This window comes from Pseudomonas sp. 21LCFQ02, assembly GCF_024129895.2.
GTDB lineage: Bacteria > Pseudomonadota > Gammaproteobacteria > Pseudomonadales > Pseudomonadaceae > Aquipseudomonas.
Genome location: NZ_CM178749.1, coordinates 2288043 through 2305554, shown reverse-complemented (window position 1 = coordinate 2305554; position 17512 = coordinate 2288043). Strand labels below are relative to the sequence as shown.

Annotated in this window: 15 protein-coding genes and 1 pseudogene; 7 read left to right on the top strand and 9 right to left on the bottom strand. The window is 57.6% G+C overall.

What is annotated here, in order from left to right; all coding sequences use genetic code 11:
- Nucleotides 1–63: 63 nt before the first annotated feature.
- Both rhlE1 and yedA read right to left on the bottom strand, forming a co-directional pair.
- Complete coding sequence (rhlE1, locus tag NJC40_RS10455) at nucleotides 64–1395, bottom strand: RNA helicase RhlE1 (RefSeq protein WP_045487458.1); 1332 nt, start codon at nucleotides 1393–1395, stop codon at nucleotides 64–66.
- Nucleotides 1396–1458: 63 nt separating this feature from the next.
- Nucleotides 1459–2361: a drug/metabolite exporter YedA gene (yedA, locus tag NJC40_RS10450; protein WP_045494253.1), complete on the bottom strand. Its 903-nt coding sequence runs from the start codon at nucleotides 2359–2361 to the stop codon at nucleotides 1459–1461.
- A gap of 166 nt (nucleotides 2362–2527) precedes the next feature.
- Here yedA and NJC40_RS10445 point away from each other — a divergent pair, with 166 nt between their 5' ends.
- A complete protein-coding gene (locus NJC40_RS10445) occupies nucleotides 2528–3022 on the top strand; it encodes an Lrp/AsnC family transcriptional regulator (RefSeq protein WP_045487455.1) in 495 nt (164 codons plus the stop codon).
- Here the strand turns inward: NJC40_RS10445 and NJC40_RS10440 are convergent.
- The 3 genes from NJC40_RS10440 to NJC40_RS10430 form a co-directional block, all read right to left on the bottom strand.
- Nucleotides 3000–3611, bottom strand: a complete 612-nt coding sequence (locus tag NJC40_RS10440) for a 3'-5' exonuclease (protein ID WP_045487452.1) — start codon at nucleotides 3609–3611, stop codon at nucleotides 3000–3002. The two genes, NJC40_RS10445 and NJC40_RS10440, sit on opposite strands and share 23 nt — an antisense overlap.
- A 20-nt stretch (nucleotides 3612–3631) precedes the next feature.
- Nucleotides 3632–4111 carry a LabA-like NYN domain-containing protein gene (locus tag NJC40_RS10435; RefSeq protein ID WP_045494250.1) on the bottom strand — a complete coding sequence of 160 codons (480 nt, stop codon included), beginning with the start codon at nucleotides 4109–4111 and terminating at the stop codon, nucleotides 3632–3634.
- Nucleotides 4112–4196: 85 nt separating this feature from the next.
- Nucleotides 4197–4850: a DUF2076 domain-containing protein gene (locus NJC40_RS10430; protein WP_253142191.1), complete on the bottom strand. Its 654-nt coding sequence runs from the start codon at nucleotides 4848–4850 to the stop codon at nucleotides 4197–4199.
- A 179-nt stretch (nucleotides 4851–5029) separates the two neighbouring features.
- Here NJC40_RS10430 and NJC40_RS10425 point away from each other — a divergent pair, with 179 nt between their 5' ends.
- The 3 genes from NJC40_RS10425 (at nucleotide 5030) to NJC40_RS10415 (ending at nucleotide 7583) form a co-directional block, all read left to right on the top strand.
- A complete protein-coding gene (locus NJC40_RS10425) occupies nucleotides 5030–5692 on the top strand; it encodes a membrane protein (protein WP_045487448.1) in 663 nt (220 codons plus the stop codon).
- A 45-nt stretch (nucleotides 5693–5737) separates the two neighbouring features.
- A complete protein-coding gene (locus tag NJC40_RS10420) occupies nucleotides 5738–6829 on the top strand; it encodes an endonuclease/exonuclease/phosphatase family protein (protein WP_253142190.1) in 1092 nt (363 codons plus the stop codon).
- 181 nt (nucleotides 6830–7010) lie between these two features.
- A complete protein-coding gene (locus tag NJC40_RS10415) occupies nucleotides 7011–7583 on the top strand; it encodes a GNAT family N-acetyltransferase (protein WP_253142189.1) in 573 nt (190 codons plus the stop codon).
- On the opposite strand, the gene NJC40_RS10410 is transcribed toward NJC40_RS10415, so the two are convergent.
- On the bottom strand, nucleotides 7553–8155 hold the full coding sequence (locus NJC40_RS10410) for a glutathione S-transferase N-terminal domain-containing protein (RefSeq protein WP_253142188.1): 603 nt from the start codon (nucleotides 8153–8155) through the stop codon (nucleotides 7553–7555). The two genes, NJC40_RS10415 and NJC40_RS10410, sit on opposite strands and share 31 nt — an antisense overlap.
- Before the next feature lie 157 nt (nucleotides 8156–8312).
- On the opposite strand from NJC40_RS10410, the gene NJC40_RS10405 reads away from it, so the two are divergent.
- The 3 genes from NJC40_RS10405 (at nucleotide 8313) to NJC40_RS10395 (ending at nucleotide 12431) form a co-directional block, all read left to right on the top strand.
- A complete protein-coding gene (locus NJC40_RS10405; protein ID WP_253142187.1) occupies nucleotides 8313–10352 on the top strand; it encodes a TonB-dependent receptor in 2040 nt (679 codons plus the stop codon).
- Nucleotides 10353–10978: 626 nt separating this feature from the next.
- Nucleotides 10979–11920, top strand: coding sequence for an N-acetyl-gamma-glutamyl-phosphate reductase (gene argC, locus NJC40_RS10400; protein WP_253142186.1), 942 nt, complete (start codon nucleotides 10979–10981; stop codon nucleotides 11918–11920).
- 175 nt (nucleotides 11921–12095) lie between these two features.
- Nucleotides 12096–12431: a hypothetical protein gene (locus NJC40_RS10395; RefSeq protein WP_253142185.1), complete on the top strand. Its 336-nt coding sequence runs from the start codon at nucleotides 12096–12098 to the stop codon at nucleotides 12429–12431.
- 14 nt (nucleotides 12432–12445) lie between these two features.
- Here NJC40_RS10395 and NJC40_RS10390 read toward each other — a convergent pair.
- From NJC40_RS10390 to NJC40_RS10380, 3 genes and pseudogenes are all read right to left on the bottom strand, one after another.
- Nucleotides 12446–12511: pseudogene (locus NJC40_RS10390) on the bottom strand (hypothetical protein); the annotation flags it as partial.
- 303 nt (nucleotides 12512–12814) lie between these two features.
- Complete coding sequence (locus NJC40_RS10385) at nucleotides 12815–14806, bottom strand: hypothetical protein (RefSeq protein ID WP_253142184.1); 1992 nt, start codon at nucleotides 14804–14806, stop codon at nucleotides 12815–12817.
- Between the two features lie 3 nt (nucleotides 14807–14809).
- Entirely contained in the window at nucleotides 14810–17149 is a 2340-nt protein-coding gene (locus NJC40_RS10380) for an ATP-binding protein (RefSeq protein WP_253142183.1), read from the bottom strand.
- Nucleotides 17150–17512 lie beyond the last annotated feature (363 nt).

Below are 17512 nucleotides of genomic sequence, written 5' to 3'. Positions count from 1 at the left end.
ATCAAAAGCAAACGCAAACTCAGCGGCAGCGGCAGATCCGAGCCTATGCAGGCTCGTCCGCCTTCAAGGCTTGCGCTTGCGCGGCCCGGTATTGAAAGCAGGCACTTTGCGGACCGGTTTGACCGGTGGGGCGCTGGGTTCGGCTTCGCCGCTGTCGATCCATTTGCCCAGGTTGCCTTTGCCGCCGCTGGCTTTGGGCTTTTTGGGTTTTTTCGGCTTTTTGAGGATCTGGCCGCTGGCGTCAGTAACCGGGACGCGGTGGTCGGGGATGAAGTCAGGCTCGTCGTTGCGGGTCAGGACCTGACGGATCAGGGTTTCGATAGCCGACAGTTGTTCGACTTCGTCGGCACATACCAGCGAGATCGCTTCACCGGTCTGGCCGGCACGGCCGGTACGACCGATACGGTGCACATAGTCTTCGGCAACGATCGGCAGGTCGAGGTTGACCACGGTCGGCAGGTCGTCGATGTCCAGGCCACGGGCGGCGACGTCGGTGGCGACCAGTACCTGGATTTCACGGGCCTTGAAGCTGTCCAGTGCGCGTTGGCGGGTGGCTTGCGGGCGGTCGCCGTGGATACCATCGGCCTTGATGCCCAGGCCTTGCAGGCGCTCGGCGAGCTGGTCGACGCCGGCCTTGGTCTTGGCAAACACCAACACCTGGCCCCAGCGCTGTTTTTTGAGCAGATGGATGAACAGTTCAGTCTTGCGCTTTTTGTCGACCGTCACCACCCATTGCTTGACCGTATTGGCTGCGGCGTTGCGCGGGCTGACTTCGATGCTCAGCGGGTTGTCGAGCATCTGCCCGGCCAGCAGCCGGATCTGCTCGGAGAAGGTCGCGGAGAACAGCAGGGTCTGCCGGCGTTTGGGCAACGCAGCGTAGACGTTACGCAGTTCTTCGCTGAAGCCCAGGTCGAGCATACGGTCGGCTTCATCGAGCACCAGAATCTGCACCTGGTTGAACTTGACGGCGTTCTGCCGGTGCAGGTCCAACAACCGGCCTGGCGTCGCCACCAGCACGTCAACACCACGGCGCAGGCGCATCATCTGCGGGTTGATGCTCACGCCGCCATACACCGCATAGGTGCTCAACGGCAGGTGTTCGGCGTACTGCCGAAAACTCTCGTGGACCTGCTCGGCCAGTTCACGGGTCGGCGCCAGCACCAGAGCACGCACCGAGTTGGCAGCGACCTTGGGGCCTTCCATGGTCAGGCGTTGCAGCAAGGGCAAGGCAAACCCGGCGGTCTTGCCGGTGCCGGTCTGGGCGGCGGCCATCAGGTCACGGCCGTCCAGTACGGCGGGAATCGCCTTGGCCTGCACCGGCGTCGGGGTCTGGTAATCCAGCCCCTGGAGGGCGCGCAACAAGGGTTCGATCAGGCCGAGGGAAGCGAATGTCATGGTAATACCGTAGGGAAAATTCAGCGCAAGGCGCGCAGTTTACCCTATGGGTGCGCCGATGCGTCAGGCGCTGGCCTGCTTGACCACCGGCCGCCGCCACTGCGGCAGCCCGATGAGCACCACGGCGCTGACGATCACCAGCATCGCCAGACCTTCTTCCATACCGATGTATTCATCGGCAAACAACATGCCCAACACCACCGCCACCACCGGATTGACATAGGCATAACTGGTTGCCGCCGCCGGGCGTACATTCTTGAGCAGGTACAGGTAAGAGCTGAAAGCGATGATCGAGCCAAACACCACCAGGTACAGCAGCGCGCCCCACCCTGCTACCGTGGGCATCTGCTCCAGGTGTTCGCCGCTGAGCTGGCTGCCGATCATCAGGATAACCCCGGCGCTGATCATTTCAGTCGCGCTGGCCATGGGACCGGCCGGCAGTGGCAGGTGTTTGCTCCACACCGAGCCAAACGCCCAGGCCGCCGCTGCAAAAATCAGCAGCGCCGCCCCGTAAGGGCTGGCCTGCAGATTGGAGCCCAGGTTGAGCAAGGCGATGCCGAGCATGCCCAGAGCGATACCGGCCCATTCCAGGCCACTGGTGCGGTTGCCCCACAACAGCCCGGACAACAGGGTGAACAGCGGCACGGTCGCTACCGCCAGGGCGGCCACGCCAGACGACACGTCAGCGTGCTCAGCCAGGGTCACGCCGCCGTTACCGCAGGCCAGCAATAAAAAGCCAATCAGGGTCGCGGCCTTCCATTGCTGCCAGGTCGGTGCCGGCACACCGCGCCAGCGCAGGTAGCCATACATCAAGACACCGGCAAGCAGAAAGCGGATGGCAGCCATCATCAGCGGCGGCCAAGAGGCCACGCCAATACGGATCATCAGGTAAGTCGACCCCCAGATCAGGTACAGGGCCAGGAAGGCGCCAATCAGTAACAGGGGAAAGCGGCGGGAATCAGGCATGGCAGGCTCGAAGTCCATTCGTATGGTTGGGCTATTTTAGGAAGCTCAACCGGGATTCATAAGCCATTAAGCTTGTTTAAACGCAGCGTTTACCTGTAAATCAACGGTAATATCCGTTTTTTACTTTCGATTCGAAATCCAGCCCTTTGCCTGCCGGGAGATCCTCGTGGAACTGGACAAATATGACCGCATGCTGCTCAACGCTTTGCTGGAAAACGGGCGGGCGTCTTTTGCGCAACTGGCCCGGCAGGTCAACCTGTCGGCACCGGCGGTCGCCGAACGGGTGGCCAAGCTGGAGGCCAACGGGGTGATTACCGGCTATGAAGCCAAGGTCAACCTGGCCAGGGTCGGCCTGCCGATTCAGTGTGTGATCGAACTGCGCCTGGACAGCCACAGTAAACAGCGCGCCTATGAAGAGCTGTACACGTTTGCCGAACTGATCCAGTGCCACCGGGTGACCGGCGACCCCTGCTTTATCATGCGTGCAGCGGTCGACTCGATGGAGCATCTGGAACAGTTGCTCGACCGCGTGGCGAGCTATGGCGTCAGCAAGACCTCAATGGTGTTGTCCACGCCCATCGAACGCAGCCTGCCAGTGGGTCATCTGGACGTCGGGGTACGCTTGGAAAAGGCCACCGTCAAAGCCCGCGCTGACGCTTGAGGGCTTCGAGGATGCGTGAGGCCGGGACTTTCTGCAGGGTGCAAAACAACTGGTGGGAAACGCTGGCAATCCCGTGTGAATCGCGCAACTGGCCGACCATATGGTTGACCAGGTTGGCCGCCATCTCGGCATCAGCCATGGCCCGGTGCGCCTTGCCGGTGTCAGGCAGGCGCGCATAACGGGTCAGGGTGCCCAGCTTGTGGTTGGGCGCACTCGGCATCAGGCGCCGGGCCAGCAGCATCGAACAGGCAAAGCTTTGCACACGACTGCGCTGGATACGCGCCAGTTCGTAGTCCCAGAACTTCTGGTCGAATGATGCGTTGTGCGCGACCAGCGGTGTACTGCCGACAAAATCTGCCACATCGCCCATGACCTGCTCGGCACGCGGCGCGCTGCGGATCATCGCATTGCTGATACCGGTCAGGTTTTCAATGAACGATGGAATGGGCACGCCGGCGTTCATCAGGCTCTGGAACCGATCGACCACCCGACCTTGTTCGGTGATGACCACAGCCACCTCCGTGGCACGGCAACCGGGGCCTGGCGAGATACCCGTGGTTTCAAAGTCGATGACGGCAATACGTTCCACAATCCTGTCCTTCCTGGGGGTCAATTCTTGAGCAACAGCGCGCCTTCGATCGGCACATAGCGGTCGGCGGCGCGTATCAGTGAGTTGGCGGTCAGCCCTGGCACACCGTAGGCGGCGGTGGCAACAGCGTAACGGCTGGAGATCCGCTCAAGCAGCATGTCGAAGTCGCCGTCGCCGGAAGCCAGCACCACTTCATCGACCTGCGGGGCAAACTCCATGACATCCAGGGTGATGCCGACATCCCAGTCGCCCTTGGCCGAGCCATCACTGCGCTGGATGTAGGGTTTGAGCCTGACGGTAAAACCCAGGTTGCGCAGGATCTGCTGGAACTGTTGCTGTTTGCTGTCGCCCCGGTCAATGGCGTAGGCATAGGCCTGGACAATCTGCCCGCGCTGGCTGACATCGGCCCAGAACGCCGCGTAATTGAAGTGACACCCATGAGCCTGGCGCACGGTGTAGTAGAGGTTCTGCACATCGGCAAACACCGCGATCTTTTTCACCCCAACCACCCCGCGACATAAACAAGCACGCAGTATGCCAGTTATGCGCAGGGCGCGGGGTACGCCAGAGGGGTCGGATCACCGCTCAGACAAAACTGTCGTCGTCATCGAACGAGCCGCTGTCGTCACTCCAACCCGTTTGATTCGGGTTCGACCAGTCATCGGCCTGATAGCTTTGCGATGGCGCATCATGAACAACTTCGACAATTTCCTGCGGCGCGTTGTGGTGACCGAAAAGGCTGCTGATGCCTTGCGCCAGCATCACACCACCGGCAACTCCGGCCGCGGTCTGCAACGCACTGCCCAGAAAACCGCTGGCCCTGGACGGCGCTGCGGCGGCGGGCGCAGGCGGTGCGCTATAGCCGCTGTCACGCCAGCCGCCAGACGCTGCCGACTGCGCTGGCGAGGATGGCTGCGGCTCGCGGGCGCTGCCGGAGCCGAACAGGCTTGAAAGAAACCCGCCACCGCCGGCCGCAGCCGGGCCGGGACGGCTCTGCTGCAATTGAGCCTGGAGCTGGCGGATCTGCTCGTCACGCTCGCGCAGTTGCTGGTTGAGCTGATTGACCGCCGCTTCCTGGACCACAATCGCCTGAGCCATGTAATACGGCGCAGCTGGCTGACGGCGCAAATGCTCGTTGATATGCGCCTCGACTGCAGCATCCCGCACACCCGAGGCGCTTTCGGCACTTTTGAGTTTGCCGAACAGTTCATCGATCAGGACTTGCTCTTGATTGTTCATAGTGACCTCACAAGGATCGTTAAAAGGCCAGCAGACGGCCCTACAGAGGTAATGGGGCTGGGCAAAACCACTTCAAGGACATGACGAAAAAGTTAAAAAGGCCGCCGCCCCGGGCGTGCTTGGTTCGTCACCGGCCTTGGGCTACAGTGTTCGCCGACTTTTTCAAACGACACGCTTACATGAATCCGCTGAACATCCTCCGGGACTCCCTGTATTTCTTTCGCAGCAACCTGCTCAGCATCGTGCTGCTGTGCCTGCCACCGGTGGTGCTCGAAGCGCTGATCAAGCAGGCCGTGGATGGCAGCCTGCCAGCCAATGCCTCACCGGCCTACGGCTTGCTGGTGAGCCTGTTTTTCTACCCGCTCTACAGTGGGGTCCTGATCCTGTTTCTCGATGCCCGCAGCCGTGGCGATCAACCGGGCTTTGCCGAGCTGTGGAGCAGGACCTTGCGCCTGTGGCCGAGCTTTGCCGTGCTGTCGGCCATGAGCACGCTGCTGATCATGTTCGGCCTGTCGCTGTTCGTGCTGCCGGGCCTGTGGGTGATGATCAAACTGGCATTCAGCGAATACCTGCTGGTGCTGCGCCAGCGCACCCCATTCATGGCCATGCGCGAAAGCATGCTGATGAGTACCGGGCACTTCACCCGGATCATGGTGTGCCTGCTGATCATCTACATCCCGCTGTCGCTGATCGAAGCAGGCGGCCTGTATCTGCTGCCGCAACCGCAAAGCCCGGGCGTGTCGCTGCTGCTCAGCAGCCTGGCCAGTTTTCTGCAACTGTTCATGGGCGTGGCGATGTTCCGCCTGTTCATGCTCATTGAGCAGGACCGCCCACACACATAACTCGGCTATGCTGCCAGCACGCCCATCAGGACCCCGAACAGACCCATGAGCCGAATCCTGCTGCGCCTGATCCTGTTGCTACTGCTGCTGACCGGCGTGTTGTGGATCGCGGTGCAGAATCTCACCTGGCGGCCGGCCGAACGCGAGACGGTCACCGCCCGTTGCAGCAGCTCAGTTCAGCCCGATCTGCTGATGCCGGGGCAGGCGCTGAAAGTCATGACCTGGAACATCCAGTACCTGGCCGGCAAGCGCTATGTGTTCTGGTATGAACAGCCCGACGACAAAGGCCCGGACGAGCGCCCTACCCCTGACGACCTGGCGTACAACCTTGATGAAGTGGTGCGGGTGATCCGCGATGAGGCACCGGACCTGGTGCTGCTTCAGGAAGTCAGCGACGGCGCCAGAAACACCGACTACCAGGATCAACTGGCGCTGCTCCAGGAGCGTCTGGTGGATCTGTATCCGTGCAGCACCGAGGCCTTCAACTGGCAGGCCGAGTTCATCCCTGCGCCGCAGATCTGGGGCAGCGCCGGGCTCAAGCTGTCGACCCTGAGCCGTTATCGCATCGACAGCGGCGAGCGCCTGCAACTGCCGGTGCAACCGGCCAACCTGCTGAGCCGCCAGTTCCAGCCCAGACCCGCGCTGCTGGTCAGCTACCTGCCACTGCGCGACGGCGGCCGCCTGGCGGTGATCAACACCCAACAGTACGCCCGGCATCCTGACCAGACGACCTTGCGCCAACAGACCGAATTCACCGTCGGGTTACTCGATCGTCTGCAAGGCAGCGGTACGCCCTGGCTGGCCGGTGGCGACTTCGGCTTGCTTGCGCTGGGCCAGTACCAGCGCCTGGACCCGGCCCAACGGGCAGGCTACCAGCGCGACAGCGAACTGCACCTGCTGTGGGACAAATACCCGATGATCCCCACCAACGCCGAAGCCGGCGGCATCGAACGCAGCCAGTGGCTCACCCACTGGCCCAACGACCCACAGCTCAAAGGCCCGGACCGGACCGTCGACTACCTGTTCTACAGCCCCGCACTCAAACGTCTGGAGGCCCGGGTGCGGCAGGAGGACAGTTTGCAGATCTCCGATCATCTGCCGCTGATCGGGCGGTTTCTGTTGCCGGCCAGGCCTTAATGGCAATACTGATCAGTCACACCTGTGGGAGCAGTCGGCCGGCGCTCCGGTTGCTAGCGAAGGCGGCGGCACATTCGCAGCAGATGCTGTGACTTTCCTGGCCCTTTCGCGACCAAGGTCGCTCCCACAGAGATCTTTGGTGCTTAACAGAACAGTATTGGCCTTAATGGCGGATGTAAACATGACCCGTTTTCCCGAGCAAATCGCCTGCCCACGCTGCCTGTTGGTCGCCCCAGCCATTGACCTGAGTCAGGCCTTGCAGCAGGCCTTGAACCAAAGTTACGCGCTGCATGCCCGGTTCATGGACTGGCCGAGGCCAGAGCGGAGCCTGGTGGATGTCGAACAGGGTCTGCGTGCGGCGACAGACGCTTTTCACAGCCAAGAGGGTGAAAAAAGATACTACCTGGTTAGCCCCAGACGCGAGCAGGTGCTGGGTTGTGTGGGCGTAGAGTTGGGCGCTGACCCGCTACATTACCTGCTCGGTTATTGGGCCAGCGCCAACCATACCAGGCAGGGCTATATGAGCGAAGCGCTACGGCAGTTGCTGCCACTGCTAAGCCATTACCCGGTCAGGCTTACGACCTCATCGGCCAACCTGGCAAGCCAGCGTTTGGCCCTGCGCAGCGGTTTTCGCCAGATCGCTGTCGTGCCCAATGATCGTCACGACCCGCAACTGGGCTGGCATGACACGCTGGTGTACGAAATCACTCGATACCAGCAGGCTCAAGGCGTGCCGTTACGCCCGAATGCCTGATAGCCGGGGCGCTCGGCCAGCCGCTCGTAATAGGCCCGCACATTCGGCAGGTCCGGGTGGTCGATGGGGGTTTCATACCAGCGATTCACCGACAGCCCCACGGGAATATCAGCCAGGCTGAACTGCGCGCCGGCTGCATGGCCGCCGGTAATGGCCAGTTGCCGGTCAAGGATTTCCATGGAGCGATTCCAGTTTTGCACCGAGGCGCGAATTTGCGCCGGATCGTCATGGGCCGGTGAGCGCCGCACCAGCGCCATGAATGCGTAGGACCAGGCGCGATTGAGGTCCGCGGCTTGCCAGTCAATCCACTGATCGACGCGGGCACGTTGCGCAGCCACTGCGGGGTACAGCCACCCGGCCTGCTCGCGGTTGGCCAGATAACGAATGATCGAGTTCGACTCCCAGAGCACAAAACCTGCATCGTCGATGACCGGCACCAGCGCATTGGGGTTCAGGTGCTGAACGTCGTCGCCGTTTGCCTGCTCGTGGCCAAGCGGAATGTTCAACTCCGCACAGGCCCACAGGACTTTTCTGACGTTGATCGAGGTGGATTTACCGAACAGCTTGAGCACGAGTGGATTCCTTTCAGTGCATGAGGGGTGTGCGTAATGCCGGGCACGCCGGGAAAACACAATGCCAGATCTTGCGCACCGCCCAAGATGAAATTTCATCCTTACAAATTTAAGTTATGTTGTAACATAACAATTCAACTTGTAAGGAAAGATTTCAATGTCCGCCCACCACCTTCCCGTCCTGACGGCTCTGGCCGCAGCCCTGCTCGCGGCGCAGCCGGTATTCGCCGCCCAACCCGCCGTGACGCTTGATCCGCAAGTCATCACCGCCAACCCGCTGGGCAGCGATGCGCTGGCCTCCCCGACCAGTGTTGTAGAAGGCGACGACTTGACTCTGCGTCAGTCGGCACAATTGGGTGAGACGTTGAACAAGCTGCCGGGCGTGTCTTCGACCTACTTTGGCCCGGCCGCCAGTCGTCCGGTAATCCGCGGCTTCGATGGTGATCGCATTCGAGTGCTGCGCAACGGCGTCGGCGCGCTGGATGCCTCGTCACTGTCCTATGACCACGCCGTGCCGTACGACCCGGCCAGCGCCGAGCGCATTGAGGTGGTCCGTGGGCCGGCGGCGTTGTTGTATGGCGGCAGTGCGGTGGGCGGGGTGGTCAACAGTTTCGATAACCGCATCCCGACAGAACCGGTGGACGGCGTGCACGGTGGCGGCGAGTTGCGTTACGGCGGTGCCGACACCACGCGCAGTGCAGCGGGCAAGCTCGAAGCCGGCGACGGCAACTTTGCCCTGCATGTGGATGCCAACTCGCGGCAGTTCAACGACCTGCGCATTCCTGGCTACGCCCACTCGCGCGATCAGCGTGCGATTGACGGCGACGATAGCAAGCATCGGGTCAACAACAGCGACGGTCGCCAGGACGGCGGCGGCGTTGGCGGCGCCTATCACTGGGACCACGGCTATGTCGGCCTGTCTTACGACGAATACGACAGCAACTACGGCTCACCGGCAGAACAAGACGTGCGCATTGACATGGAGCAGCGCCACTACGCGCTGGCCTCGGAAATCCGCGACCTGGAAGGCCCGTTCAGCTCGGTGAAGCTCAACGTCGGCCACACCCGCTATGAGCACAGGGAAATCGAAGACGGCGAAACCGGCACGGTATTCAAGAACGACGGCTATGAGGCACGCATCGAAGCCCGTCACCAGGCCATCGGCCCGGTCGAAGGCGTAGTCGGCGCGCAGGTCGCCAGCAGCCAGTTCCAGGCGTTGGGCGCAGAAGCCTTCGTGCCCAAGACCGATACCGACAGCGCCGCGCTGTTCATCCTCGAAGACTGGAAAGCCACTGACCGGCTCGACCTGACCCTCGGTGGACGCCTGGAACACACCCGCTTGCGCCCGGACGCCGCAGGCAACGACCGCTTTGCAGGCGCCGACGCCAGCCACAGCTTCAGCGCCGGCAGCCTGTCATTCGGTGCCATTTATGACCTGACCAAAGTCTGGTCGCTGGCCAGCACCCTGAGCTACACCGAACGCGCGCCGACCTTCTATGAGCTGTACGCCAACGGCCCGCACGAAGCCACTGGCACCTACGAAGTAGGCGACGCCAATGCCGAGAAGGAGAAATCCTGGTCCACCGACCTGGCCCTGCGCTTTGACGACGGCACCCACAAAGGCAGCGTTGGGGTGTTCTACAGCCGCTTCTCCAACTATATCGGCCTGCTGGGCAGCGGCCGCTACCTGAATGATGACGGCGAACAGGTTGATGCCAGCGACGACGACGCCTTGCCGGAATACCTGTACAGCGGCGTCAAAGCCGATTTCTGGGGTCTGGAAGCCCAGGACCACTGGCGCCTGGCGCAAACCCGGTACGGCAACTTTGCCCTGCAAAGCTCAGCCGACTACACGCGCGCCAAAAACCGCGAAACCGGCGAGCCGCTGCCGCGCATCTCGCCGCTGCGCCTGAACACCGCGCTGCTGTGGGACTACAACCACTGGCAAGCCAGCCTCGGCGCCGAACACGCCAGCGCCCAGCGCCGCGTCGCCCAGGCCGAAACCGATACCGACGGCTACACCACCCTCAACGCCAGCCTCGGTTACCACTTCGATGTCGGGCAAAGCCAGTGGCTGGCGTTTCTCAAGGGCGACAACCTGAACAACCAGACCGTGCGCTACGCCAGCTCGATCCTGCGCGATGAAGTTCCGGCGGCCGGGCGCAGTGTGCAGGCGGGGGTGAAGGTAATGTTCTAAAGCTGTAGGGGTAACGCAAATCAGTTAAGCGATTTCAGGCCTGGCTCGTTCCTGGTGGGAGGGAGCAACTGTCTTTGATTGTTCAGAACATTGACAGCGCGATGCCCTGCGTTCGCCAGCAGAGCTGCCTCCCACAGATCCGAGTCGAGCCGGGATCTTGCGTTCGACATCAATCCGGTGAGAGGAAGCTTTGCTCGCGAAGAGTCCACAGCAGATGTGCCGGTTCCACCGGCCCTTTCGCTGTGGTCCGGCACCCCGGCAAGCCAGCTCCCACCGAGGTTTGTGCCTTGCTCCAGTATCGGCACGACACAAAACCGGTGGGAGTCGGCTCAGCCGACGAATACTGCGGAACATTCACAACTGGAATCAGGAGTTTTCCGAAAATCATAGAATCTCCCACCGAGACCGAGCCAAGCCTCACAATCTCTTAACTGACCGGCATTAACCTGTAATTGCGCTTTGCGATCCTGCCGGTGATGCGTTGATAATCACCGTTCTGCGGCTAGCACTCTCTCGCACGACAACCTGACCGACATGCCGCTCGCCACTGAGGTGGCCATTACCGGATGCAAACCGATTAAACTCTTGTCGTTCGTGCTCATACACCCCATTACAGAGGCTTCAAGATGACTCACAAGATCTATGTCGACGGCCAGGAAGGCACCACCGGCCTGCGCTTGCTGGACTACCTGGGCAAACGCGACGATATCGAGCTGCTGCGCATCGATGAAGCCAAACGCAAAGACCCGGTCGAGCGCGGTCGCCTGCTGAACGCCGCTGACCTGGCGTTCCTGTGCCTGCCGGACGCCGCGTCCCGCGAAGCGGTATCGCTGCTGGAAAACCCCAATACCTGCGTGATCGACGCCAGCACCGCGTTCCGTACCGATCCGTCCTGGGTCTATGGCCTGCCGGAACTGGCTGCCGGGCAGCGCGAGAAACTGCGCGCCAGCAAACGCATCGCCAACCCCGGCTGCCATGCCACCGCCTTCATCCTGCTGGTGCGCCCGCTGGTCGACGCCGGCCTGTTGCCAGCCTCGACCCTGCTCAGCGCCACGTCGATCACCGGTTACAGCGGTGGCGGCAAGCAGATGATCGCCGACTATCAGTCGCTGACCCCACAACTGCAAAGCCCACGTCCTTACGGGCTGGGTCAGGGGCACAAGCACCTGCCGGAAATGCGCTTTCAGACCGGCCTGGACAACGTGCCGGTGTTCAATCCGATCGTGGGCAGCTTCCTCAAGGGCCTGGCCGTGACCATCCCGCTGCACACCTCGCAACTGGCCCCAGGCGCCACCCCACAATCCCTGCAAGCGGCGCTGGCCAAGCACTATGAAGGCGAGCAGTTCATTCGTGTGCTGCCGTTCGGCGACGATGCCGGCAACCTGGACGGCGGCTTCTTCGACGTACAGGCTTGCAACGACACCAATCGCGCCGACCTGTTCGTGTTCGGCAACGATGAGCGCATCAACCTGATCTGCCGCCTGGACAACCTCGGCAAAGGCGCCGCCGGCGCTGCCGTGCAGTGCATGAACATTCACCTGGGTGCCGAAGAAGCCACCAGCTTGTAAGTTCGCGCATCTGCTTCACCGGAGGCTACCCCTGCCTGCAGCCTCCGCTGTTTCCAGGCTTCAATACACTGTCAGCGGTTCTTTACCTTCCCTTTACCGACTCTGTACCAGGATTTACGCCAACCCGGTGTCTCATGGATACATGGCGAATACATTTGCCGCCTGAGGAGACATCATGTTTTCGAAGATCACCAAAATCCTGATGCTGTCCGCCAGCCTGCTGGTGGCCGGTACTGCCAGCGCCGCAGATCGCAATGTGATCGTGCCCGTGCTGGCCGGTGCGGCGGTCGGTGCAGTAGCGGCCACGCTCATTGCCCGCAACGACCGCGATGATGATCGTCATAGTTATTATCGTAAGCCGCCACGCGAATACCGCGAATACCGCCACTATCGCCGGCATCACCCGCCCGTGCAGTACGTGCCGGTGCGGCCATACTATGAACAGCGTCACTACGCGCCACCACCACCGCACTACTACCGTCATGATCGCTACGACCGGCATCGCTGGTAAATGATGCCCAACCATTAACCCTTGCGCGGTTTGGCCCGGGCAGTGGCTTCGGCCACCAACGGGTCATCCGGCCAGTAATGGTTGTTATCACCTATCTCTGCGACACATTGACACCCCCCTACCCCCGCAAAACCGACACGAGGCCCTAACCACGGCGCGATGAATTGACAGTCAATCTATAGTCAGTTCATTGACTAATGTGAAGCTTCATTTTCACAAGATTGACACCGTCAACTCGCACTCTGGACGGGGTCCAGGCAAGCATTGACACCTGCTGCCGAGCATCCGTCACTGAGATCCATACCTTATCGTCGATGGACTCTTAAACAAAGTCATGACTGCTAACCACGATACAGCATGGCCTACTTACGCAGGCCATTAATTCAAGCAGCCTCTTCACAGATAGCTAAAAGCCAAACATTGTTTCTAATCTTACTGTGATTGGCGTTGTATATGCCATCACGCTCCTCAGCAGTGAGGGTCTTCTCCTCAACCCTCATGTTAACAATTCCTTCGATACAGGTATTATTCCCGACTCCCACACTCAGCGCATTAACAAGATTAAGCGCGTCTAAAGACTTTTGGTAAGACGGGTCTACCAAGCCTTTAATCCAGAGCGCAACACTCATACTGGAATCATCAGAAAAATAAAAACTATTACCCTTCTTGCTCAGCCCAATCGCTACTTGATTCGCACCATTCTGGACAAAAGGAACCAGCGGCCCCCCATCAAGGCTCTTACCGAACAGATAAAGTTTAACCCTAAGAACTTGAGACCGAGTCGCTTTGATGGCTGCTGGACGGGTCATATGATTAGCTGTGCCGACTAAGAATTGATTGGCAATTTCATGACGAAGCCGGCCTACAATGTCATAAGCGTGCGTGCGGAGATAGGTGATCAACATACCTGCTGGAAGAGCTAGAATGCTTCCCTTCGCGAGTTTAAGGTCAAATTCTTTACCGTCGGCCTTAAGCCCTTTTGCAACAATGTCCTGATTGTCGTGATCGGGAATATCACCTTCAGTAACCTCAATCGCACGTGCCACTGCAAATTTTGCGGTAAATCCGTCTGACGCAGAACGAACCACGCTTAGAATATCGCACTGCTGCGTGATGTGCACTAGATACTCATTCTTTCTACCATCTTCCGCAGACGCTAGGACAGCCCCAAAGGGCAACAACCGACTAAAATTATCCAAAATTTCTTCGTCTCCTTTTGCGAGGAAATTTTGCTCTAGCGGAAAACCAAGCCAGTTGAAATGCGAAACGAGCTCTCTAGCAACCCCAGGATTGACAACCGAAGCCAAAAGCCGTGTTGCGATAGAAGGAGTCTTTTTCGCATCCCGAACTAACTGTTGCTTAAAGCAGGAGTCCAGTTGCCCGATGGCTTCTGAAACTGACGCCGAGCGCTCCACGTGCCACAAATACTCTTTAGCCAAGTATTCGCTAAGATGCCCATCGTAGGGGTCACTATCTAGACTCGCGCTGAGATGGATCTCCTGCATAGCCGCAGCGTCCAAATTCCAGAGCGTAGTCTCAGCACTTTCCTGCGCGTGACCTAATGCAGCTGTCCATACCGACATGAACTTTCGCATGTGCTGCGCAGCTTCCTTCTGCCGCTGGAGCTGTTGGTAGTTCAGACGAATCCCTGCCGCCCCGAAGTTCTCCCTGAAAACTTCATTTTTAGGTAAAAGAACTAGGCCAGCCGCACTGATTTTGGACTGAGTACTGAACCTCATCCTTTCAGAAATCAACTCTTTACGACTGGACATGACAATAATGCTGGGCAACTGCTCAGGCTGCGAATCGCTTAAAGCTTTCAAATAATCCACTAACTGATCAACTGCACCTGCGCTTTTTTGCAACACCAGGTCGAAGATAACCAAATCATAGGCTAGCAAATCCGTATGTTTCGTCGGACGAGATTTCTCAAAAACCAATTCAAACTCAGGAGCGGAAAATGCGCCCTCAAGCGCACTTTTTAGTTGAGATACCTCTTTAGATCTCTCCAGAAACGGGTTGAGCCACTTCTTATACTCCAGTTCAACCTTGGCTTCAAACTGTGCGTTCAACACGACACTTTGAACAAAATTATCGGACTGCAAGTAAGCCTGCTTCTCGTCTTCGTCATACTTTTCAATGTCGGGCAGCCCACCCAGCTCCTCAGTCAACCGCCAGAATTCTTCAAACTGTGGAGATGTCACATCACCCAGCGTTGCTCTGAAGTCGCCTACCACCTCATTGAGATGAAACGATGTTAGCCCGGAAAGCTCATCGTCAATAACTATAACCTTTAAAGTCTTGGCTGGCAGTGCATCCGCATTAGCCTCATTCACAACTGGCTCCACGGCAGCGTCATTTACCGCATCAGTCATTTATCAAACCTCATCCTTTGGTAGTTCAATTGTGAAAGTACGATGACGACCATCATCATCCACACTTTCGTCCATAAAAATTTTTCCGCCATGGTATTGGACCAGTTCCGAGGCAATATAGAGCCCTAAACCTTTTCCTTTTCGCCGCGTCGAGAAATAGGGCTTGAATATTTCTTTTGCGTATCTAGGATCAACCCCTGGGCCATTATCAGTGACGCTAACGGTTAATGCGCGCGAGTCAATATCGAATCTAATTTCACGCTCTTTTTCTCCCGGCTTGAGACCTTGCTGAACCCAGTAAACCGAGTTAGTAATTAGATTTTCAAGCGTCTGGGCAATTAGCCCCTTGACCATGAAGACATTGAGAGCCTCAATGGACTCCATACCATCCAAGTAGACTGAATAATTTATTTGATGGCGTTTGAACCTATTTTTAAAACCGGAGGCAATTCCCGCTACTTGCGCCACCAGATCGTATTGCTCCTTACGATTCCGACCAGATGGGCTCATAGCATCGACGGTGCGGATTCGCTTGTTCGTAGAAATGATTTGAGCTCTAAGGTTGTCTACGACAGTAACCACATCTTGGTCACCTCCGTCTTTCAAGTCTGCAAGTAGCTCCCCTGTCCGCTCGGTTAATCGAGATAGCTCATGAATGACGATCTCTACCACCAGTCCAATGTTTGCTAACTCCAGCAGCTCAACACGCGTTTCGCGCGACAGGCTTAACGAGTTTTTGATGGTGTTCACGTATTCAACTTGACTATGCAGCGTCTCGCGGATTTCTAAGAGCTTACCTTTATGCTCTTTGGGAAGGTATTGAGCGATATCGTTGACAATTTTTATAGTCTTTTTGAGCTTATCCTCTGACTTTTTCAGAGATTCGTTTGTCGACTCCTCCGCGATTAGCATTTTTGCTTCGGCTTCTTTAATCGTATTTATATGCATCCGAAGGTCTTGAACGACGACACCGCCCAGAATCTGCTTTAGAAGCTCTTGCTGGGGGCAGGAGATCAAACGCTCCCGGTTCGCAGAGTCGATTAAGTAAGGGTTCATCCCAGACGAAATACTTACACTCCCGACAGTTTGGTATCGATTAAGTGCAAATCCCTTGGACCGTAACGCTCCGCTATCCCACTCTAACCAATCGTCATCCATACCACCCGTTTTACCAACGCGGAAATTATCACGATAAATTGCAAAACCGCCACACCAGTGATTGAGCTCATCTGCGATTTGATTCCGACTGAAGTCAACCTCGTTGGTCGTCAGTGATTTTCTGTTAAACCATAAACACCTAGCGGTCCAGCTTCCTAGTTGGTTAAAGACTTCAATTGAAACGTTAAGCTGATTGGAAAGTTCCTTCCGCGACCATGTCCTTATCTCGTTTGAACTCGTAGCTCGCCACGTCAAGGCCCTTCGAAGAACTACATCCGTGCCGTCCAAACCAGCAGGATCAAAATCGACGGTAGCGGTGAATTGCGCACAGTCTTTCAACCACTTGGGCAGCGAGCTTATCGGCTGCCGCTTTCCATTGAAATAAATATCAATCGGGTACGGTTTCCGCATGGGAGCAAACGGATCCTGTAACCGCCGCATGTATCGATGGATAAAAGCGTCAACTTTTTCCTGCGTCCAATTCGACGTCAGTTCCGTGATAATAACCCTGGTGCCTTTCTCACCAAGTGTAGACTGCTTTGATCTCTTAACCTCGACCGTTACCTGATCCAAGTAGAGGTCCGGGTCGTCGAAGTCAGCCCATCTAAAATCGATTTTATGCCAAGCAAGGTCACTCTCCGTAACGGACTCAACACTCGCAGTTCCACCTAAACGCATCATGGACAAACGGCCAATTCCCTTCTCACCTAATAGAGCTGGCTCTCCCGGTGGGGGATTTTTCTTCTGCTTTAATTTTCCAGGAGTACCTATGACCAAAAATCTGTCAGACAAGTCATCCTTAGTCATTCCGTTCCCCTGGTCCTCAACTGTAATATACTGTTGGTTACGGAGGGATTTTAAAAAACCTGCAAACTCTTGGCGACTAATACACTTCTTAGCTTCAGCTATGATTAGCATCCGCTCTTCAGGTGGCAGTTCTTCTGAAATCGCTTTGCGAACGCGCTCAGTGGCGTCGATTTTGTCGATTTCTTTAGACTGAACTTGTTCATCGATAAGCTCTAACGCGGACAAGTCCACAGCTGCATTGATTCGCACCTGAACGCGAGGAGATCGGGCATCAAAAGCGTTTTTTATCAACTCATTGAGTGCAACGTCATCGGAGGTAATAAGTTCACCCCCGAGATGTTTCAGAGTCCGTGCTGCAATTCTGAATCCGACAGCCATATGTACCCCTTATAAGCTTTCTTGGTATCTTCCAATCAATCCCACATATCAGGATTGAAGCAAATAGTCAGGCGCTGCTCTAGAGCCGCAAAGCCAGCACGATGGTGAAGATCACCTACAGTGGAACAAATCGAATTTACCGATCGTTCATTACGTCGGTTAGGGAGCGGCATAACATTCGTCCTTGATTTTGATAGCAAGCATAATGGTAAACCGCCACTGCAGATAGGTCTGATCGACGGAATACTCAAAGCCTCAGGCCGTTCTGCTACCTCCAGGCCTTCGCGAGATAGCAGAGGGGTTAGAGCTGAGCGATTTCTGGGTCAGCCCGATTTCAACTCTCCAGACCAGCTGCACATTGCG